The 19920-nt window shown below is 66.5% G+C and carries 19 protein-coding genes; 2 read left to right on the top strand and 17 right to left on the bottom strand.

The features are described from left to right. Positions 1-123: 123 nt before the first annotated feature. The 15 genes from FUT87_RS13685 to FUT87_RS13755 all read right to left on the bottom strand — a co-directional run bounded on the left by FUT87_RS13685 (position 124) and on the right by FUT87_RS13755 (position 15183). Complete coding sequence (locus FUT87_RS13685) at positions 124-960, bottom strand: bacteriophage T4 gp5 trimerisation domain-containing protein (RefSeq protein ID WP_147241382.1); 837 nt, start codon at positions 958-960, stop codon at positions 124-126. Beyond that, positions 933-2399, bottom strand: a complete 1467-nt coding sequence (locus FUT87_RS13690) for a type VI secretion system Vgr family protein (protein WP_147241383.1) — start codon at positions 2397-2399, stop codon at positions 933-935. Before FUT87_RS13690 ends, FUT87_RS13685 begins: the two co-directional genes overlap by 28 nt. Before the next feature lie 222 nt (positions 2400-2621). Beyond that, a complete protein-coding gene (locus FUT87_RS13695; RefSeq protein WP_147241384.1) occupies positions 2622-4244 on the bottom strand; it encodes a cellulase family glycosylhydrolase in 1623 nt (540 codons plus the stop codon). Positions 4245-4400: 156 nt separating this feature from the next. Next, complete coding sequence (locus FUT87_RS13700) at positions 4401-4928, bottom strand: hypothetical protein (RefSeq protein ID WP_147241385.1); 528 nt, start codon at positions 4926-4928, stop codon at positions 4401-4403. 28 nt (positions 4929-4956) lie between these two features. Next, the gene (locus FUT87_RS13705) at positions 4957-5400 is read right to left on the bottom strand and encodes a hypothetical protein (RefSeq protein WP_147241386.1); all 444 of its coding nucleotides are present in this window, start codon (positions 5398-5400) and stop codon (positions 4957-4959) included. Then, entirely contained in the window at positions 5393-5932 is a 540-nt protein-coding gene (locus FUT87_RS13710) for an SMI1/KNR4 family protein (RefSeq protein ID WP_147241387.1), read from the bottom strand. Before FUT87_RS13710 ends, FUT87_RS13705 begins: the two co-directional genes overlap by 8 nt. Positions 5933-6004: 72 nt before the next feature. Further along, positions 6005-6457, bottom strand: a complete 453-nt coding sequence (locus FUT87_RS13715; protein WP_147241388.1) for a hypothetical protein — start codon at positions 6455-6457, stop codon at positions 6005-6007. Between the two features lie 2 nt (positions 6458-6459). After that, the gene (locus tag FUT87_RS13720; protein ID WP_147241389.1) at positions 6460-7788 is read right to left on the bottom strand and encodes a hypothetical protein; all 1329 of its coding nucleotides are present in this window, start codon (positions 7786-7788) and stop codon (positions 6460-6462) included. Continuing rightward, complete coding sequence (locus tag FUT87_RS30680) at positions 7785-8759, bottom strand: hypothetical protein (protein WP_254783296.1); 975 nt, start codon at positions 8757-8759, stop codon at positions 7785-7787. Before FUT87_RS30680 ends, FUT87_RS13720 begins: the two co-directional genes overlap by 4 nt. A 10-nt stretch (positions 8760-8769) precedes the next feature. After that, the gene (locus FUT87_RS13730) at positions 8770-9924 is read right to left on the bottom strand and encodes an HNH/endonuclease VII fold toxin-2 domain-containing protein (protein WP_091724456.1); all 1155 of its coding nucleotides are present in this window, start codon (positions 9922-9924) and stop codon (positions 8770-8772) included. Between the two features lie 17 nt (positions 9925-9941). Continuing rightward, positions 9942-10328, bottom strand: a complete 387-nt coding sequence (locus tag FUT87_RS13735; RefSeq protein WP_091724455.1) for a DUF4150 domain-containing protein — start codon at positions 10326-10328, stop codon at positions 9942-9944. 9 nt (positions 10329-10337) lie between these two features. Further along, a complete protein-coding gene (locus FUT87_RS13740; protein ID WP_147241390.1) occupies positions 10338-11432 on the bottom strand; it encodes a hypothetical protein in 1095 nt (364 codons plus the stop codon). Further along, on the bottom strand, positions 11432-12586 hold the full coding sequence (locus FUT87_RS13745) for a DUF2169 domain-containing protein (RefSeq protein WP_147241391.1): 1155 nt from the start codon (positions 12584-12586) through the stop codon (positions 11432-11434). Before FUT87_RS13745 ends, FUT87_RS13740 begins: the two co-directional genes overlap by 1 nt. A 13-nt stretch (positions 12587-12599) precedes the next feature. Continuing rightward, entirely contained in the window at positions 12600-13148 is a 549-nt protein-coding gene (locus FUT87_RS13750) for a hypothetical protein (RefSeq protein ID WP_147241392.1), read from the bottom strand. Position 13149: 1 nt separating this feature from the next. Next, positions 13150-15183 (bottom strand): type VI secretion system tip protein VgrG, encoded by a 2034-nt coding sequence (locus tag FUT87_RS13755; RefSeq protein ID WP_183491398.1) that lies wholly within the window; start codon positions 15181-15183, stop codon positions 13150-13152. Between the two features lie 203 nt (positions 15184-15386). Between FUT87_RS13755 and FUT87_RS13760 the strand changes: the two genes are divergently transcribed. Both FUT87_RS13760 and FUT87_RS13765 read left to right on the top strand, forming a co-directional pair. Beyond that, positions 15387-16109, top strand: a complete 723-nt coding sequence (locus FUT87_RS13760; RefSeq protein WP_254783294.1) for a hypothetical protein — start codon at positions 15387-15389, stop codon at positions 16107-16109. Continuing rightward, positions 16109-16813: a hypothetical protein gene (locus FUT87_RS13765; protein WP_147241394.1), complete on the top strand. Its 705-nt coding sequence runs from the start codon at positions 16109-16111 to the stop codon at positions 16811-16813. Before FUT87_RS13760 ends, FUT87_RS13765 begins: the two co-directional genes overlap by 1 nt. 15 nt (positions 16814-16828) lie before the next feature. Here FUT87_RS13765 and FUT87_RS13770 read toward each other — a convergent pair whose 3' ends face one another. Beyond that, entirely contained in the window at positions 16829-17164 is a 336-nt protein-coding gene (locus tag FUT87_RS13770; RefSeq protein WP_147241395.1) for a YnfA family protein, read from the bottom strand. A 163-nt stretch (positions 17165-17327) separates the two neighbouring features. After that, positions 17328-19919 carry a type VI secretion system ATPase TssH gene (gene tssH, locus FUT87_RS13775; protein ID WP_255511823.1) on the bottom strand — a complete coding sequence of 864 codons (2592 nt, stop codon included), beginning with the start codon at positions 19917-19919 and terminating at the stop codon, positions 17328-17330. Position 19920 lies beyond the last annotated feature (1 nt).

The following is a 19920-nucleotide window of genomic DNA, read 5'->3' on the forward strand; positions in this document are numbered from 1 at the left end:
CCGCCGGGCAGCCGCACGCGCAGGTGGCCCTCGTCGTCCACCTCGGCCACTTCACCGCGGCACAGCGCCTGCGGTTGACCGATGAGCGGCGCAAGATCGAAGGGGTTGGACATCGCGCCTCCTTCAGCTGTTCTGGTTGATGTTGGGCGAGCCCTTCAAGTCGAGGTTGCCCCCGGCCTTGATGCCGATCTTGCCGCTGCCCTGGATGGTGATGCTGGTGCCCTTGAGCGTGATGTCGCCGCTGCTCTTGAGGATCAGCTGGGCGGAGCCGCACTTGAGCACCAGCTCGGACGCCGCCTCGACGCCGGCCTTGGCCTTGCTGTTGACGCTGTAGTCGCCGCCCGACTGGAAGCTCATCGTCGAGCCCGACTGCGCCGAATAGCTGGCGCCCGCCTTGTGGCTCATCTTCGCGCCGGCCTCGTGGTTCATGTGGGTGCCGGCGGACACGGCCTTGCTCAGGCCGACCTGCTCCGAGCTCAAGCCCCCCACCGCCACCACCTTCGCGGCGCCGACTTCCTGCATCAGCGCCGCGCCGATGGCCTGGTTCATCGCCGCGCCGACGGTGAGCGCGTAGGCCGCGCCGATGGTCTCCGCCTTGAGCAGCGCCACGGTGACCGTCTGCGTGCTGCCGAAGCTCTGCGTGTCCGCCGCGCCCACGGTCAGCGTGCGCGTGGCGCCGATGCTCTCGACCTGGTTGGCGCCGACCGTCAGCGTCTCGTCCACGCCCACGGTCTTGCTGCGGTTGCTGCCCACCGTCATCGTCTGGTTGGACCCGATCGAGATCGTCTGGTCCACGCCGACCGTCTGCGTCTGGTTGTTGCCCACCGTCTCCGCATCGTCGACGTCGACGGTGTCGGTGCGGTTGTTGTGGATGGTCGAGGTCTGGTCGTGCTCGATCGTCGTGGCCATGTCGTACTGGCCGTGGATGGTGATCATCTCCTTGCCGGCGGTGTCGTCCATCGACAGCTCGTTGTAGCCGCGCCCTTGTGGGTCTTGGACTTGATGCCGCTGATGACGGCGGCGGCCGGCAGGCCGTAGGGCGGCATCTGCTCGGCGTTGTAGACGCGGCCGGTGATGAGCGGCTGGTCCGGATCGCCCTCGACGAAGTCGACCACCACCTCCTGCCCGATGCGCGGGATGGACACGCCGCCCCAGCCCTTGCCGGCCCAGGGCTGCGAGACGCGGATCCAGCACGAGCTGCTCTCGTTGCGCTTGCCGCGGCGGTCCCAGTGGAATTGCACCTTCACCCGGCCGTACTTGTCGGTGAAGATCTCCTCGCCCGACGGCCCCGTGACGATCGCGGTCTGCGGGCCGGGCGCCATCGGCTTGGGCGTGCGGCGCTCGGGACGGAACTGCTGGTCGGCGGGGATGGCGCTGAAGCGGCAGCGCAGGTCCGACTCGCCGGAGGCCGATTCATTGGCGGCCTGCCGCATCTGGATGGTCGTGCCGGTGACCAGGTACTTGGCGTTCTGGTCGTCGCGCGGATGGCGCTCCAGCGACAGCAGATGGCCGGTGCGCACGCCCTGCGCGTTGGTGTCGCCGTCGAAGCGCGCGTAGGCGGTCTGGATCTCGTCGAGGCGGTCCTCCGCGTACTGCGCGCCGTCGCCGGCCTGCAGGTAGCCGCCGGGATAGTCGAAGACCTCGCCGTCGGAGAGGTCGTAGTCGCGGGTGCGGTCCTGCTGCTTCTCCAGCGAGCTGGAGGGCCGCTCGAAATCGAAGTCGGTGATGACGACCTTGCCGGGCTTCAGGCTCTCCTGCGTGATCCAGGCGTCGACGTACTCCAGCTCCGGCGGCACGTTGGCGGAGCTGCCGTAGAACGGCAGCGACTCGCAGCCAGGGGCGCAGTCGTGGGCCGAGGCGGCGTCGGTCAGCACCAGCGTGTGGCCGGCCTCGTCATGGGTGAAGTACCAGTAGATGCCCTCGTTCTCGAGCAGGCGGGCGACGAAGTTGAAGTCGGTCTCGCGGTACTGGACGCAGTAGGTCCAGGGGCGGTAGGCCCGCATCAGCTTGAACTCGTGGCGCGCGACGGGGTGGTCGTCGAAGACCGCCCGGACGATGTCGGGGACGGTCATCTCCTGGAAGATGCGGCAGTCCGCGGTGCGCGTGAGCAGCCACAGCCAGGGCCGCAGCGTCATCTGGTAGACGGTGTGCCGGCCCTCGAAGCCGGTCTGCGCGAAGCGCGTGACGTAGCCGGCCAGCTGGCGCGGCGCGTCGTCGCGCAGCGCCATCGTCAAGGTGGCGGCCTTGCCGAGCAGCTCGGCGGCGCGGATGTCCTTGCGCTCGCTCAGCAGCGTGAGCGTGGTCTCGCCGAGGTCGCTCAGCGCCTCGCGCGACGCGCAGGCGTGGACACGCAGGACGTCGTCGCCGAGCGCGGTCTTGAGGCGGAATGGACTGGCCATGGGCGGACCGGAGGGGACCCGGGGAGTGGTGCTTCACGGTAGGCCGGTGCGAGGAGCGCCGGAAGCGACCAAAGTCATTCGCGCGACGCGCCCTTGTAAAGGGGTGAATCAGCCGGCGACGGCGTGTCACCAGTGTGGGTGACGCCACAGACGCCGCCGGCGGCGCGCGCTACGGTGCCGGGCGGGCGACGCCGCCGCGCCCTCCCCGCCCGCTCGGTGGGTTCACCGGCAGACGTTGGTGTCCACGGCGGAGCCGTCCCACAGGCGCTTCAGGTTGTTGTACTTGTCGAGCGAGACGGACTGCCAGTCGTCCTGCAGGATGCCGCCGGTGTCGCCGGAGTTCGGATTCCAGGACCAGTAGAAGAAGTTGCGCACGCCCTTGCACTTCAGCCAGTCGACGAACTTGACCTGCCACTGGCGGTCCTTGTCGGTGAAGCGTCCGCCGAACTCACCCAGCACCACGGCGTTCTTGCCCATGAAGCGGCCGAGCTGGTTCTGCCAGATCGCCGGCATGTTGTTGGGGAAACCGGTGCCGTCGCCGAAATAGGGCTGGCCGCTCACCGACGGGCCGTAGATGTGGGGCGACAGGACCAGGCGGTTGCGCGGGATCTTCGTCTCGTCGATCGGATAGCAGGCCGAGGGCTCGATGTTGCCGCCCCACCAGTGGGCATCGGGGTTCTCGCAGCGCCCGCCGTTGTCGGACACGCCTTCGACGAAGACCAGCAGCTTGGCATTGGTGGCGAGCACTGCGCTGCCGGCGCGCTCGGCGGCGAGCTTCCAGTCGTTGTTGATGTCGCCGGTGCCCCAGAAGGCGCCGCTGCCGCCCGTGCTGTGCGGCTCGTTCTTCAGGTCGACGGCGAAGACGTTGGGCACGTTGCGGTAACGATCGGCGACGAACTGCAGGTCGGCGACCCATTGGTCCAGCGTGTAGCCGGGAATCTGGGGCGTCGTGGAGATCGCGTTGCAGTCGGGCCGGTGATGGTCGAGCAGGACATAGAAGCCGCGCGTCGCGAACTCCGCGACGATGCGGTCCAGCACCTGCAGCGGCGTCTTGTTGGCCAGGTCGGGGTTGACGCTGGTGTTCAGCGCGCCACTGGGGCGGCCGGTGGAGCGCAGCGTCGCCGGGCAGAACGGCAGCCGGACCGCGTTGAAGCCCAGGTCCTTCATCTGGCCGATCATGTCCTTGTAGTTGCGCTGCCACAGGCCGTGGGCGACGAGGTCCGGCGTCTCGAAACCAAACCAGTTGACACCGCGGATCGACACGGCGACGCCCTGGCTGTCGAGGATGCGGCCATCGGTGGCGACGCTGAACGGCAGCTTGAACTGGCCCGTCGCGGGGACGGAGAGGTCGCTGGAGGGCGCTGGCGCTGGTGCCGGTGCCGGTGCCGGTGCCGGTGCCGGTGCCGGAGCCGGAGCCGGAGCCGGAGCCGGAGCCGGAGCTGGTGCCGGAGCGGGAGCCGGTGCCGGCGCACCGGCCTCCGAGATTCGGAAGGAGGCGCTATTCGGCGCGGTGCCGGTGCCGCAGAAGCCGACCTCGAAGCTCTGGCCCGGCGCGACCGGCGAGTTCCAGCTGGTGCCGGTGACGGCGAAGGTCGTGCCCGACTCGAGCTTGAAGGTGCCGTTCCAGGAGCCGTTCATCTGGCCGCTGGGCAGCTCGAAGCGCAGCGTCCAGGCGCCGCTGGCGGTGGTGCCGGGATTGCGGACGGTCACCCGCGAGCAGAAGCCGCCCGACCAGACGTCCTGGGCCACGTTCAGGCTCAGGGCCGCATAGGCGGGCGCGACGGCCCCGAAGGCCATCGCCACGAGGCTGGCACGCTGAACGAAGCGACGGGGAACTGGATGCATGACGTTGGCCCATGAAGTTGAGGGACAGGGAACGCCAGCAGTGTCGAAGCCTCGCCCGCAAGGGCTGGTGAGAATGGGTAACGTCGTATGACTACGTTGTCATCTTCGCCACAGCGGCGCATTCCGGGGGCGCCTTCCTGCGGCGGGCGCGGCGGGTCAGAGCGACAGCGGCAGCGCGACGGTGAGGGTCAGCACGGCGCCGTCGTCGGCGTAGTCGGCGGTCAGCTCGCGGTCCTCGAGCTGCCACTGCTCCCACTCGACGATGCCCTCCTCCTCTTCGCCATCGGACGGCGTGCCGTAGGCGGCGAGCGCCTGCTCGCGGGTCTCGACCGGTGCCGATGCGAAAGGCGCGTCGCCGGCATAGGGCTCGACTTCCTCGCTGCCCTCGGGGTAGTAGAAGAGCGCGCTGAGCACGTGGGTGCCGGGCCCCAGCGGCTCGCCGAAGTCCACGGCGTGGGTTTCACGCGGGGTGAAGGACATCACGACGCCGAGTTCCTTGAGCAGGACGAAGCCGGCACGGATCTCCTTCTTGCGCTTCTGGGAGAGCTCGGTCGGCGCCGGTGCGCCGGCGGGCGTGGTGTGCGCGAGGATCGCGGCGATCAGCGGCGCGTCGACCTCGGTGAGGCCGAGCAGGCGGGGGAGCTCGGGGAGCGACAGGGGGGCGGTGGCGTGGGTGTCGGTCATGGAGACGAACGATAACGCGTCGTGGCGCTCACCAGGCGGGTCCGGCGATGAGGATGGAACTCAGGCAGTCCTCGCGGCGCTCGGCGAAGCCGAAGCCCAGCTTGCCCCAGGGCGTAGGGCGGGACCAGTGGGTTTCTTCGTTCAGGGAGGCGCCGCGGGGATGGCCGGTGATCGCGAGCCCCTCATGGCGACGAAGCACCTCCGCGCGCGGCACGCAGGAGCCACCGATCTTCAGCACGAGGCCCCAGGCGTTTGACGGATCGCGCCGGCTCACGCGCAGAAAGGCTTCCTCGATCCGCACGCCGTCTGCGAGCGTCACCGGCCCGCCAAAGAAGCCATCGGTCCAGGCGTTGTGAATGTCGCGTTGGACCACCGGCGATTGCAGCGTGTAGGCCAGCTTCGGCGCATCGAGGGGCGCCTGACCGACCAGGAGGGAGAGCACGGCCCAGAGGTCCAGGGTGAGTTCAGTCATCACGGTTCATCGGGCGCGCGGCCGCAAGGAAGGCGGTGAAGGAATCGGCAATGAAACCGATGTGGTCGTCAGACATGGGAGACGGGATGTGGAAGGTCGACAGGAAGAAGACCTGCCCCGCCAACTTCCCCTCAACGCCCAACAGGAACAGCGAGTTGCCGGCGTCCATGCCGATCGGCAGCAGGCCCGGCGGATGGAGATGCTTGTTCCAGACAATGTTGTCGTCCAGGTCGCATCCGCCCTTGTACGGCGATTCAATGTCCTTGCCTTCGAAGATGCTGAAGGTGCTCTCCAGACCGCACCGATCTCCGTAGCTCTTGGCTGCCTTCCCTTCCCAATCCACATCGAACTCGACGGCCCGGAATCGTCCGTCCTCGTTCTGGAACATCGGTGAAGAGCCACGGTGCGCCAGCAGATACGCCGCATAGTCGGCGGGCAGCTTCAGCTGATTGCGTCCCTCGAAAGCGAGGATGTCCGCAAGAGTGATGACCGGGTAGTCATGCGCGAAGGGGAACGCCAGCTTCCAGCTCATGTGGAGTGCCTTCGTTGAATCCGAACCTGGAATCCGCGCCGCGCAGCGAAGCCAAGACGATCGACGCCAAGATCAGCGACTCGGCGAGCCCTCGGCCCAGGTCTCCGCGACGAACTCCGCCCAGAGTGCGGGCAGCTCCACCGCTTCACCCTGGTTCGGATCGCTCACCCCGGTGCCTTCGATGTGCATCGGTCGCAGCTTGACGCGTTCGTTCGGCGCCGCATCGAGTGCAATGTCTTCAACCACGGCCGCCTGGACACAGAGTCCTTTGCGCCAGCGCAGCAACAGGGGCAGATCCGGCGGAATGAATTCCCCAAGGAACTCGTGATGGTCCTCCAGATCAAGCCACATCCACGCCACTTGCGACGGCATGCCCGCCTGACAAAGCGTCTCGAACGCCGGGCGGAGGCGCTTGCATTTTTCACACCAGCCCTCCGCACCGATCACCACGAGCAGTTCAGCATCCTCCCGTGCGAGGTGTCGGCCGAGTAGCTCGGCATCGTTCCAAGGATCAAACGCAGGCATGCTCAGGAGATTCCCAGGGATTGAAGCGTCGACCGCTGCACGTCGGGCCGCGCTCGGATGTTCAACTCCGCCTCGGACTGGATTCGATTCAGGGCATTCGCCGCAACAAATCGCAGCCCCTGCGGCAAGTCGGCTTTGGGGTCAACGATCTGCTTGAGTTCGTGTTCCCCCGCCGGGCGGCCCAGCAGTGCTCGTCTGCCATCACCAAGCCGCAGTCTGTTCATCGGATGCGCTGCCACCCGATCACGATCCGGCAGCACCAGCCCGAGGTCCGCATCTCTGCGTCCCGGCGTCATACGTGCATCGAGGTCCAAAGGCGGCTCGTCGAGCGCCAGTCCCTCAGCCAACAGGTCAACGCCGGTGAGACAGTGCCAGACCCATCCAGCCCAGCGCGCCTGTTCGTCGTCCGCCATGCGATGCACAACAAGATCGAGCAGCGCGATGTCGCCATGGTGAAGCATCGCTGTCAGTCCCACCCGTGGGGGAAGACGCCGCACCAGCTCACGCATTCCCGGATGCCCAACGGGCGCCAACTGCGCCAGATGGCGGACCCATCGATTCAATCGGCGATCGGCTTGAACGAGATCCCATCCACTGGCGCGCTCGCGATAGGCCACCTGCTCGGCCACGCATTGCCAGAGGCGCGATGCGGCAGCCATTCGGTGTTCGTCCGCCTCGGCGTCCAGAAGCCGGGCAAGCGCGATGCAACTCTCCGCGCGCACGGCGAGCGCTTCGTCCGCGCAAAGGCGTTGGAGTGCCGGGATCATCGCGGCGTCTGCACACCGACAGGCGGCAGCACGCACGTGAGGAGAAGCATGGACAACGAAGGCTTCAAGGTCGGCGACGGTGCCTCGCATCAAGACACTGCCTCGCAACGCGATGACAAGGTCTACGGGGTCGGAGAGGCTGGTGACTGTGGCCAGCCATCGGCGGGTCGCCGCTGGTGATGCCCAGGCGAGCGCCGATACGGCCCCGCGCACCAGAAGATCCGGCCGGAGCCTGACCTGCCGAAGAACTGCCTCGATCGCGGCGATGCGTCCCTCCCCCTCCAGCGACAGCGCCGCGACGCAGGCGACGAAAGCCTCTCCCGGCTTGCGCCACCGCTCAAGCGCTTGCAACGCCATCGCCGCTGCCGCCTCTTTCCCAGCTCGCACGCCCTCGAGATGGGCGGTGAGCAAGGCAGCGAACTGCGAAGCCCGTTCGGCGCCAAGCTGCGGCGAATCGATCGATCCATCGAGTTGCGACCAGTAGAACGCCGCGTCCTCAACGTGACGCCGCACCACCGCCGCGATGATCGGCGGCCGCTCCTCCAGACGCAGCACTGTGCTCATCCGCCCTGGGCCTGGCGAGCCAGCTCGGCGATGCTGAAAAGGCGTGACCACGACTGACCGTCATGCAGCGCAGCGCCGTAAGCGCCCGCCATCAGCATCACTCCATCAGCGACGGAAAGATTGCCCGCGCAGTTGGTGATCTCAATGGGGGCTTGGCTGGGCTGCAGCCGGCCTTCGTGTATCTCCCAGAGGCCGTAGTCGTTCGTCGCGTAGACGCGGTCCTTGAACCAGACCATGTCGCGGAACGGCAAGCTCAGATCGCCTTGATGAATCATCATCCACTGATCACCGCGACCGCGATAGACCGTACCCGACTGCGCGCCGATGTAGACGTACCCGTCTTCGCCACAGCAAACCGATTCGATCCACATATTGGATGGGAAGGCGATCTTGTGCCATGCAGTCCCGTCATAGCGCCAAACGTCGCCTTTGCCACCCGCCGCGTAGATATCGGATTCAGAGAAACCGTCGAAATCCTGGAAGCCGGTTTCGCCGCGGCCTTCTGGCGGCAGAGGGCCGACCTCCTCCCAGTGCTCGCGGCCAGTACGCTTGAACAGGCTACGCGGGCTTCCGCAGCCAAACAGCCAGCCGTTCAATTGCTTGATATTGCGAACGCTCCCACGCTTGGGGCCTTGTCCCATGCCACCCGGGATCTTCCTCTCGGTTTCGGACGCGCCGCTACCCTTGACGTATACCTGTCCGGAGCGATCCACACAGACGTTCTGGAATAAGGGCTTGAGCGAAGCCCCGGCCATCAATCCCGCAAAACCCTCCAGATGATCTGCCCCCCATCGATCCTCGTCGCGGAAATAGCAGATGTAGCGTGTTTTCAGTTCTTCCTCGAAAGGCCTTGGCTTGGCGTCATCCCAATCCTGCAGTGCAATGAACACCAGAATGTTGCGGTCCCGTAGCACTGCATCCCGGATGCCGAACCCTTCGAAGTACGCCTTGTAGTCCTCAATTCGCAGCAACACACTCTCCTTAACGGCTGCCAGTATTTCCGCCTGTCGCTCCGCCGCCCTTGCCGGACGCGGCCGAGAGAGACTTACCGGAGCACTTGTAATGCGCGTCGAGTTGGGCTTGCAAGCATTTGCGGCTGCAACCGGACTCCGGAAATGTCTCGTAGAACGCCATCATCGCCTGTGTCCGGTAATCGGCGTATGAGATCTGATTCGTTCCGCGCCGTTCCTTGTGTTCGCGCATTCGACGATCCAGCACATCGTGGAGCCTCTGGTGCGACCCACCATGGCTGTTGCCGGTCCCCTCCGCACAGACTGTTGGAGCGGCTTCGTAGTCATAACCCGGGCACCCGGCATCTTTGACGGCCGCGTCTGGTATGAGGTGATGTCCGGTTTGGCCTGGGCAGCAGCCGTCGCCCGACAGGTTGTTAGCCTTCCCTTTAGGAACCAGGGAGCAGCGTCTGGCTCGCATGCAGGGATTGAGCTTCGCCGCGCCGGCCATGAAGTCCGCGATCGCGCGTTGCGGATCAGCCTTTGCCTGCTGGCCCAGTCGTTCCAGTTCGTTACCAACGCTCTTGAACTCCTTCACCATGTCATCCAAGGCACCGAGTTCTTGATAGGCGTTGTAGCCGGTCTTTGCGACATCCCAGCCTGTGCTCGCCATATCCCAAAGATTCCAGACTGTCGCAATTCCCTCGGTCACGAGTCCTCCGACACCGCCTACGGCGGCACCGCTCGCGCCAACAAACCACCTCGTCCCTGCTCGCGCCGCAGATTGACCGGCCTTCTTCTTGGCCATGTCGATCGCTTCCTGTTTGAGCTTCTCCTTCGCCGCGTCCATCGCGGATGCTAGCTTCGTGTCGACAACCTCGGCCAAGTCGTCCTTCAAGCTGTCCAGCTTCTTCAAAAACTCATCATGCGAATTCGGCCCCGGCGGAATCCACAGGAAATCGCAGTGATCCGCCATCCAGGACTTGTTGTCGGTCCCGCCCTTGCTCAGCGTTCCGCTGTGATTCTTGTACTTCGATCCCAGCAGCTTCTTGAATGTGGGCCGCGACTTTGGCTTCGTGTCGTCATCCTTCGCACAGGCCTTTTCGATCTTCTCGAAGTCCTTCTTGCACGCGGCCGCGACGGCGGACGAATCCTTGTAATACGTGGTGGGCGTGTTGGCGCTCATTCCCGGTCGCTCCGTCGTCAGCCGTGGTTGTGAGTCATCGGGTCAAAATGCCGGCACACGTTGAGTCCCTCGACTTTCACGTCCGGCGACCAGTCCACGAAGTACGCCTTGCCTTTGATGACGCCGCTCGACACGCCTTTGGCGAACTGCTGCGTCGCCGGCTCGTTGCCAGTGCTGTTTGCCAGGAAGGACTTGTCGCGCAAGGCGAGCGGCGTGCCGCAGATGAAAACCGTACTGCTGCCCTTCTGCAACTGGTTGGAGAAGGCCGTATTGGCATAGACGATCACGACTGGACCGGCGCTCGGCGCCGGTGGGCTCCAGCACGGGTCGACGGCGACCTGGGACGTTCCGTCCGCAGCCTTGGAGCAGACCTCCGAGCCGTTTGCAAAGACACGCGTGTCCATTTGCTTCCTTCAAGCCGCCATCGGCAGGGTGCCGAGGACGATTGCGCAGCGCAGACCATCGTCCTGCGCGAGATGAATGAGACCAAGCTGTCCGGGACAGAACGCCGGCCGGTTGGAAAGGTAATGGAGCAAGGCAATTCCGACCACGCCGACACTGACTCCCACATCACCAATTTTGTCGGCCAGCGTAATCAGCACAGGCGACCGATCAGGATCGACATCCGCCATCAGACGCGTCATCGCATTGGCGGCGTCGCGCACCAGGAACGTCTCGCCGTTTTGGTCCGAGAGACGGTAGTCGACATCGGCCATCGTCACATGCGCGGCTCCCAAGGCGGCACGGACAGCCCTTGTCAGCCCCTGCGACCGATTGGGAAGCCCGTTGTTCCACCGGGCCGCTTCCTCCGCGCCCCCCCAGCCAAGCAATCGGAAATCGGCCTGGCCGACGATCCCGGCAGGCCCGGGGCGCAATGGGTTTTCCAACAACACCGCCGCAGCGGCCTCGCCCGGCGTGAAGCCATCGCGATCCGAGCCCGGTACCCGCAGACGTTCTTCCTCGACCATCCGCTCTATCAACTGCACATCCAGGAGGCTGTCCGCCGACACCAGCAGCACACGTCCTTCTGGTGCGTGCTCCAGTAGCGCCGCGGCTTGGTCCAAGGCCTTGCTCAGGCCCGCTTCGCCAAACGGCAGCACGCGCGTGGCATTGGAGAACTGCAAGCCCAAAAGATTGGCCACCGCTTCGGGTAGGCCGTCGACGGTGATGTCGCGATCCTCCAGCGCCTCCGCGGTCGGCGTAAGCAGCAGCAGTGCGCAGGATCTGGCGATACCAATCAGGCCCTCCTGCGTAAGGCCGGGATATGCGTTCACAAGGCAGTCCCGGACGGCCCAAGCGGCCCAATGTGCCAATCTCGACACACCCCACACCCGCCCCGAGGGCAACGCAGCGACAGGGATGGGCACTCCCGTATCGGTAAGAAAACCGGCTGTACCGAACGCATCGAGATTGGCGGCAATAGCCGGCCCCGCGGCGGCAAGTTCGTGGCCCAGGGCGCAACAGACGCCCGCCGAGACCACGCGCAGTTCAGAACGCGCTCGATCCATCAGTCGACCTCCTCGAGGTCGCCTGCCAATGCCGGCGCTTTCGCCTCGCCACATCCCACGCAGGCGCCATCCGCCTGACCCGACGCCTTCGCCGCCCACCAAGCCTCATCAACCGGTCCAACGGTGACCGCGCTGAACTCCTGAATGCGGCGCCGGATGGGAGTAGCGACGCGCCAGACCGCGGTGAAACGTCCTCGTCGTCCGGTCTCTTCATCAATCACCGCGTCTGTCTCGAAGAACAGGGTATCGACCACCGGTTTCAAACGCTCCTGCGAATAGTCCGTGCGCAGGATGCGGACTGCAGGTTGGTCGAGCTTCGGAAGAAAGAAGCGCCGCTCGGTTTCGCCGGCGACATGTGGCATCAAGCGCGTGAGGACGACCTCCTCGCCACCGACCGGATATGGCATCTGCTGGTCGGGCGGCGCCACCTGGTTGAATGCTTCGTCGAAGTCGTCGGGCAGGAAGGGGAAAACCTCACGGCGCCAATGCTCGTCATAGGTGCCGGAGAAAGTCTTGCGCGGCATCCAATGCCGACCAATGGGCCCGAAGGATTGACTTCGATGGGAGCCATCGGGCCGGCGCACCGGATCGTCGACGGCCTCCAGCGTCGGCAATGGTTGTCCAACCATCTGCCGCAGCGTATCCGGTCCTGCGAAGCCCAGTCCCACGGGATTGGACAGCAACGACTCCGCATGCCGCCCGCCGTCGTCGGACCAGCGCGTTCCTCCGAAGGCCAGGCTGTAGCGGATGGGCATGCGATCGAAGGGCGCCGGCGCCCCAGGCTCCAGGGAAGCAGACCAAACGCGCGGGCCGATCACCCGCACCTGCTTGGCAAGCGCGCCTACCTGCCAGCCTGCGAGCAGCGTGGTGACCGGCGCGCCGGCGGCGCTATACGCAGTGGCGTCGAAGATCACGTCGCACTGCGGCTTGTAGCGGGCCGCATCGGCGCCGTACCTCATTGCGCTCTCGCCGGGATCCCCAAAGTAGTCGTCTGTTGAGACGATGGGACGAGGCGCCAGCGGCCGCGGCCGCTGTCCCCATTCGGGGATGCTCCACGTCGCCTTCGCGATGACCACGAGATGCTCCCTGCCGCTCGCATCCAGCGCCACCGAGACATCGGTGGCCAGATGCTTCGACCCTACGTGTACCTGCATCTCTGCGCCACCCTCAGTTCACGTGCACCGACCCGCCGACGATGCGCTGCGTCGCGCTCGCATGACTCGTGATGTAGGTCCCGCGGAGCTGGATGCGGCCATCGGCCGTCAGCACGATGCACGCCTCACCACAGCGCAACTCAAGCTCTTCAGCGGCCTCGATCACCTCGCGATGGCCGTCGACCGTGATTTCGATCCCTTCCGGCCGGGCCTCTGGCTGCCGATCCGGCAGTTCCAGGGAATGCTCCGACCCGGCGCCATTCCAGAGCAGCCCCAGCACGATGGCCGAGCCGTCCGCAAGGACGCTCAGCGCCACACCTCGCCCCTCCTGCGCCGGTGTCAGCGGCACGAGGCTGTGAGCGACGCCCACCACGCCCAACCCCGGCACCAGCGCCGCGCCCGCCGAACCCATCACGGGTGTCGTCTGCAGCGTGCCGATGACTACCTGGCCCGGCGCCGGCAACGCCGCCACCTGCGCCCCTTGGCTCAGCAGCGCATGGAACGGGGATGCCTCCTGTGAGGCCTCCTCGGCGCCATGCGCCGGAAAGTCGACTCGCTCCACGTCAGTTCTCCAGGATCTTCTTGCCCTTCACGGTCACCTCGCCGTCCGCGTTGAACGTCTGTTCAGCGGTGGTGCCCAGGCTGAAGCTGTGGCCATTGATGATGATCGTGCCGTCCTTCTTCATCGTGAGGCTCGCCTTGCCAACATTGATGGACAGCTCGTCCCCCGCGGTGATCGCGTAGCTCTTGCCGACGTTGGTGCTCTTGTTTTGTCCGATCTGCGCGGTCTGACTCAATGCCACGGTCGTGTTCATCATGGCGCCGACCGTGGTTTGATAGCCCAATCCGATGGTCAGCGCCTTCGCCAGCCCGATCGTCTCCGCCTTGGCCAGCGCAACCGTCTCCGTCTTCATTCCCCCGATCGTCACCGACCGGTTGTCCCCGATCGAGATCGTCTCGTTGAGGTCCACCCGCTCCGTCCGGTTCTGATGCACCGTGATCGTCTCGTCCAGGTCGACCGTCTCCGTGCGGTTCCCCTTCACGAACACCGTCTCATGCCGGTCGATCGTCTTGGTCCGGTCCCGGCCGACCCAGTGCGTCTCGTCGTTCTCGACCTCGATGTCCTGGTTCTTCTCCGCGTGGATCCACAGCTGCTCGGCGCCCTGCTTGTCCTCGAAGCGGATCGCGTTGGCATTGCCGTAGCTGCCGCCCTTGGTCGAACGCGTCAGGAAGCCGCTCTGCGTCGCGTTGGCCGGCAGGTCCCACGGCGGCAGGTTCTCGCCGTTGTAGGTGCGGCCGATGATGATCGGCGCGTCCGGATCGCCCTCGATGAAGCCGACGATCACCTCCTGCCCGATGCGCGGGATGTGGATGCCGCCGAAGTTGGACCCCGCCCACGGATGCGCCACGCTCACCCAGCACGAGCTGCGCTCGTCGCGCTTGCCCCGCCGGTCCCAGTGGAACTGCACCTTCACCCGCCCGAACTTGTCGGTGTGGATCTCCTCGCCCGCCGGCCCCGTCACGATGGCCGTCTGCGGCCCCGACACCAGCGGCTTGGGCGTGCGACGCCCCGGCCGGAACTGCTGCTGCGCCGGGATGCAGCTGAAGCTGCAGCGCAGCGAGGTCTCGCCCGAGCCCGATTCATTGGCCGCCTGGTGCAGCGCCAGCTGCGTGCCAGTCACCAGGTACTGCGCGTTCTCGCTGTCGCGCGGATGCCGCGTCAGCGCCAGCAGGTGGCCCGTCTGCACGCCCTGCGCATTGGTCGTGCCCTCATAGGTCTCATGGCTGCTCTGCAGCTCGTCGAGCCGGTCCTCCACGTACTGCGAGCCGTCCCCGGTCTGGATGTAGCCGCCCGGGTAATCGAAGATCTCGCCGTCCGACAGGTCGTAGTCGCGCTTGACCATCTGGCTGGTCTCCAGCGCGCTGGACGGCTTCTGGAAGTCGTAGTCGGTGATGACCACCTTGCCGGGCCGCACGCACTGCGCGCCGCTCCAGCCCTGCACGTACTCCAGCTGCGGCGCGCCCTGCGATTCCGAGCCATAAAACGGCAGCGACTCACACCCCGGCTTCGCGTCATGCCCGCTGGCCGAGTCGCACAGCACCACCTTGTGGCCGCTCTCGTCGTGCTCCACGTACCAGTAGATGCCCTCGTGCTCCAGCAGCCGCGCCACGAAGTTGAAGTCGGTCTCGCGGTACTGCACGCAGTAGTTCCAGGTCCGGTACGGGCGCAGCAGCTTGAACTCGTAGCGCGCCACCGGATGGTCCTCGAACACCTGCTTGACGATGTCCGGCACCGACATCTCCTGGAAGATGCGGCAGTCCGCGGTGCGCGACAGCAGCCACAGCCACGGCTTGAGCTGCATCTCGTAGACGCAGTGCTTGCCCTCGAAGCCCCGCTGCGCGAAGCGCGTCACATAGCCGCTGAGGTGGCGCGGCGCGTCCTCGCGCAGCGCGATCGTCAAGGTAGCCAGCTTGCCCAGCAGCTCGGAGGCCAGGATGTCCTTGCGCTCGCTCAGCAGCGTCAGCGTGGTGTCTCCTGCCTCGCTCAGGCCCTCGCGCGAAGTGCAGGAATGCACGCGCAGGACGTCGTCGGGCAAGGCGGTTTTGAGGCGGAACGGTGAGGCCATAGGTCTTCCAGGATCTCCCTGGCCGACACGGTAGGGGGCGCCTATCGCGCGCAAAAGAGGCGAAAGTCACTTTGGCCGCCGCCCTGCGCCCGTTACCGTCCATCCTCCCCATCCGCATCAGGGGCAGGACTTGCGCTGCCCGCGGCCTCCGGGGTCGTATCCAGGAGATTTCCATGCCTGCCTGCCGCATTCCCGGGCCGCTTGGCGCCGGCGCCAATTGCTTCGACATCGACGACGGCACCCTGGTGCGCGCCGCGTCGCCGCTGCCGGCCCCGGTCGGCACCGCGCCGCGAGACAAGCCGCCGGCCATCGATGACGACACCCGCGCACTGGCCGCCGTCGCTTATGGCGAGGGCTCGACCGGCAACGTCTACGAGGAGATGGCCGCCATCGCCAACGTGCTGGTGCGCCAGCAGAAGGCCCGCGGCTACAAGACGATCAGCGCCTTCATCAAGGCCGACAAGACTTTCGCCTTCGCCGCGCATGACGGCAACCAGCGCCACGGCAAGCTGATCAAGGCCAGCGCCGAGGAGATCGCCAAGGACGCCGGCATGAACGACGCCGTGCGTGGCGCGCGCAACGCGCTCGATCCCAGCGGCACGGACTACTCGAACGGCGCCTACTTCTGGGACGGCGCCGACATCAAGTCCAACTACGACAAGCATCCCAAGGTCAAGGCCGGCATCCACATCACCGACCCGAAGCACAACATCTACGACATCAAGGACAAGGACGTCCCCGGCGAAGAGTGGTGGCGCAACGCGCAAGGGCAGAAGACGAAGCTGCGCGGCAAATGGGATTACAAATACGAGTCCACCGCCGCCTATGGCGGCACGATCTTCTGGAAGTACAACGCGGACTTCGTGAAGGCCACCAACAACAAGGAATACGACTGATGCGCCCCCAGCGTCCCGTTGCCCTCGCCGCGATCGCCCTGGCCTGCTCGGCCTTCGCCGCCTGCGCCGCCCAGGCCGACGCCCTGGCGAAGAACGCCACCGAGCTGCGCGACCTGCTCCGCGGTCCAGCCACGGCGGCGACGCTGACCCCGATCAAGACCGAAGGCTGGTGCGGCCCCCAGGGCTGCTTCGTCGATGCTGACGAGTTGCGCATCGACCGTGACAAGGGCGGGTTCGCGCGCGCCGAGGGCGGCCAGCGGCTGCAGGTCGTCGAGCACAAGGCGCCGGGCGGCGACGCCCTGCCCGACCTGGACTGGACGCCGACCGACGCGTACCGCGTGATGGCGGGCGGTCAGCGCTGGGGCAGTTGCCTGGAGTTCTCGCACGCGGGCGTGGGCAAGAGCGGCACCTTCCAGCGCTGGATCAGCGTCGTGCTGGTGCCCTTCAACGGCGCGGCGCCGGGCGCGACGGCGCATCGCTTCGTCGGGTACTGGACGGGCTGCGACTCGCTGGTGTCGGGCGCTACCGCGGGCACGCTCACGCTGCGCGTGGTCGAGCGCTCGGAGCCGAAAGCCGGCAAGCCGCTGCGGCTGGTCGCCTACCAATGCAGCGCGCGCGGCTGCGAGGGCCAGGTCGATCGCCGCACGGTCAGCGGGGAGCCGGGCAACGCACAGGATGGGACCTTGACGATCGGCCAGCCCTGAGCGTCACGGCGCGGATCAGGCCGCCGGCCGGCGCCCCAGGATGATGATCGCCATTCCCACCAGGCTGACGGCCACGCCAATCCAGTCGGTGGGCGTGGGCTTGACCTTGTCGACGAGCATCAGCCAGACCATCGCCACGCCGATGTACACACCGCCATAGGCCGCGTAGACGCGGCCCGCAGCGGTCGGATGCAAGGTCAGCAACCAGGCGAAGAGCGCCAGGCTGCCGGCCGCAGGCACGAGCAGCCACGCGGACTTGTCCTGCTTGAGCCAGAGATACGGCAGATAGCACCCGAGGATCTCGGCGACGGCGGTGACGACGAACAGCAGGAAGGTCTTGGCCAGTTCCATGGTTCAGCGCTCACCGATCACTTCGTGGAAGTGGATGACGAGCCGCTTCGAGCTTGCGCCGCAGCGACTTCGGGTACTCGCCTCGCGGTCGCTGCCGAAAGTTTCGAAGATGTCTTCATACGAGCTCGATACCGCCGGTGCTCACGCGAGCAAGTTTCCGGCTTCAATCGAATCCGTACTCGAAGTCCCCATCCTTCACGTTCAGCGCGACCTTGGTGATCGTCTGCCCGTTGGTCAGGCGCGTCAGGTATTCCCGGCTGATGCGCGGCAGCACCGTGTTCGTCAGGATCGCGTCCACCACGCGGCCGCCGCTCTCGACCTCGTTGCAGCGGCTGATGATCAGCTTCACCACGTCGTCGCCGAAGCTCAGCGGCACGCCCAGGTTCTCGCCCACGCGCTTCTGGATGCGGCCCAGTTGCAGACGCACGATCTGGCCCAGCATCTCCTCGCTCAGCGGGTAGTACGGGATCGTCACCAGCCGGCCCAGCAGCGCCGCCGGGAACACCTTCAGCAGCGGCTCCCGCAGCGCCTTGGCGATGCCCTCCGGCTCCGGCATCAGCTCCGGATCCGCGCACAGCTTCATGATCAGGTCGCTGCCCGCGTTGCTCGTCAGCAGGATGATCGTGTTCTTGAAGTCGATGTAGCGGCCCTCGCCGTCCTCCATCCAGCCCTTGTCGAAGACCTGGAAGAACAGCTCGTGCACGTCCGGGTGAGCCTTCTCGACTTCATCCAGCAGCACCACGCTGTACGGCCGGCGGCGCACCGCCTCGGTCAGCACGCCGCCTTCGCCGTAGCCGACATACCCCGGCGGCGAGCCCTTGAGCGTCGAGACCGTGTGCGCCTCCTGGAACTCGCTCATGTTGATGGTGATGACGTTCTGCTCGCCACCATAGAGCGCCTCGGCCAGCGCCAGCGCCGTCTCGGTCTTGCCCACGCCCGAGGTGCCCGCCAGCAGGAACACGCCGATCGGCTTGCTCGGGTTGTCCAGCCCCGCGCGCGAGACCTCGATGCGCTTGGCGATCATCTCCAGCGCATGCCGCTGGCCCACCACGCGCTGATTCAGCGTGTCGGCCAGCTGCAGCACCGCCTGCAGCTCGTTGCGCACCATGCGGCCGACCGGAATGCCGGTCCAGTCCTGCACCACCGCGGCCACCGCCTGCTCGTCCACCTGCGGCAGGATCAGCGGCGCATCGCCCTGCAGCGTCGCCAGTTCGGCGCGCAGGCCGTGCAGCTCGCTCAGCAGCGGGCCACGCTCCTCTTCCGAAGGCGCGCCCTCCCCGTCCTTGCGCAGCAGCGCGTGCAGCGCCAGCACGCGGTCGACCATGCCCTTCTCTTTCAGGTGGCGCGCCTCCAGCTCCGCCTTGCGCGTCTGCGATTCGTCCAGCGCCGTCGCCACGCGCTGCTGGCGCTCCGCGACGTCCATGCCGATCGCGCCCTCGCGCGCGATGATCTCGCGCTCGATCTCCAGCGCCTGGATGCGGCGCAGGCAGTCCTCCAGCTCCGCCGGCGTCGCGTGCTGGCTGACCGCCACGCGCGCGCAGGCCGTGTCCAGCAAGCTCACCGCCTTGTCGGGCAGCTGCCGCGCCGGGATGTAGCGGTGGCTCAGCCGCACCGCGGCCTCGATGCCCTCGTCCAGCAGCGCCACCCGGTGATGCTTCTCCAGGATGGACGCCACGCCGCGCAGCATCAGCACCGCCTTGTGCTCATCGGGCTCGGGCACCTGCACGACCTGGAAGCGCCGCGTCAGCGCCGGATCCTTCTCGATGTGCTTCTTGTACTCGGCCCAGGTCGTCGCCGCGATCGTGCGCAGCTTGCCCCGCGCCAGCGCCGGCTTGAGCAGGTTGGCCGCATCGCCCGTGCCCGCCGCGCCGCCCGCGCCGATCAGCGTGTGCGCCTCGTCGATGAACAGGATGATGGGCTTGGGCGAGGCCTGCACCTCGTCGATGACCTGGCGCAGCCGGTTCTCGAATTCGCCCTTCATGCTCGCGCCCGCCTGCAGCAGGCCGATGTCCAGCATGTACAGCGACACGTCCTTGAGCTGCGGCGGCACGTCGCCCTGCGCCAGGCGCAGCGCGAAGCCCTCCACCACCGCCGTCTTGCCCACGCCCGCCTCGCCCGTCAGGATCGGGTTGTTCTGGCGCCGGCGCATCAGGATGTCGACGATCTGGCGGATCTCCTCGTCGCGGCCGGCGATCGGATCGATTTCGCCATTACGTGCGCGCTCGGTCAGGTCCACCGCGAAGCGCTTGAGCGCCTCCTGCTTGCCCATCGCCGCGGGCGCGATCGCGCCGCTCGCGTCACCGGGCGCCGCGCCTGGCTCGGCCGCGCGCATCGCGCGCTCGGGCGAGCCTTCCAGGATCTGGTTGAAATGCTCGCTCAGGTCGTCGACCGGGATCTTCTCGAACTGCTTGGACACCGACAGCAGCACGTTGCGCATCGACGCCGTCTTCAGCAGCCCCAGCACCAGATGGCCGGTGCGCACCTGCTGGTCGCCGAACATCAGCGAGCCATAGACCCAGCCGCGCTCGACCGCGTTCTCGACCCAGCTCGACAGGTCGGTGACCGAGGTGGCGCCGCGCGGCAGCCGGTCCAGCGAGGCCATCAGGTCCGCCGACAGCTGCGCCGCGTCCAGCCCGTAATGCTTGACGATGCGGTGCAGGTCGGAGTCCGGCGTGTTGAGGATCTGGTACAGCCAGTGCTGCAGCTCCACGTACGGATTGCCCCGCAGCTTGCAGAACACGGTGGCGCCTTCGATC

This window comes from Mitsuaria sp. TWR114 (assembly GCF_007997345.1).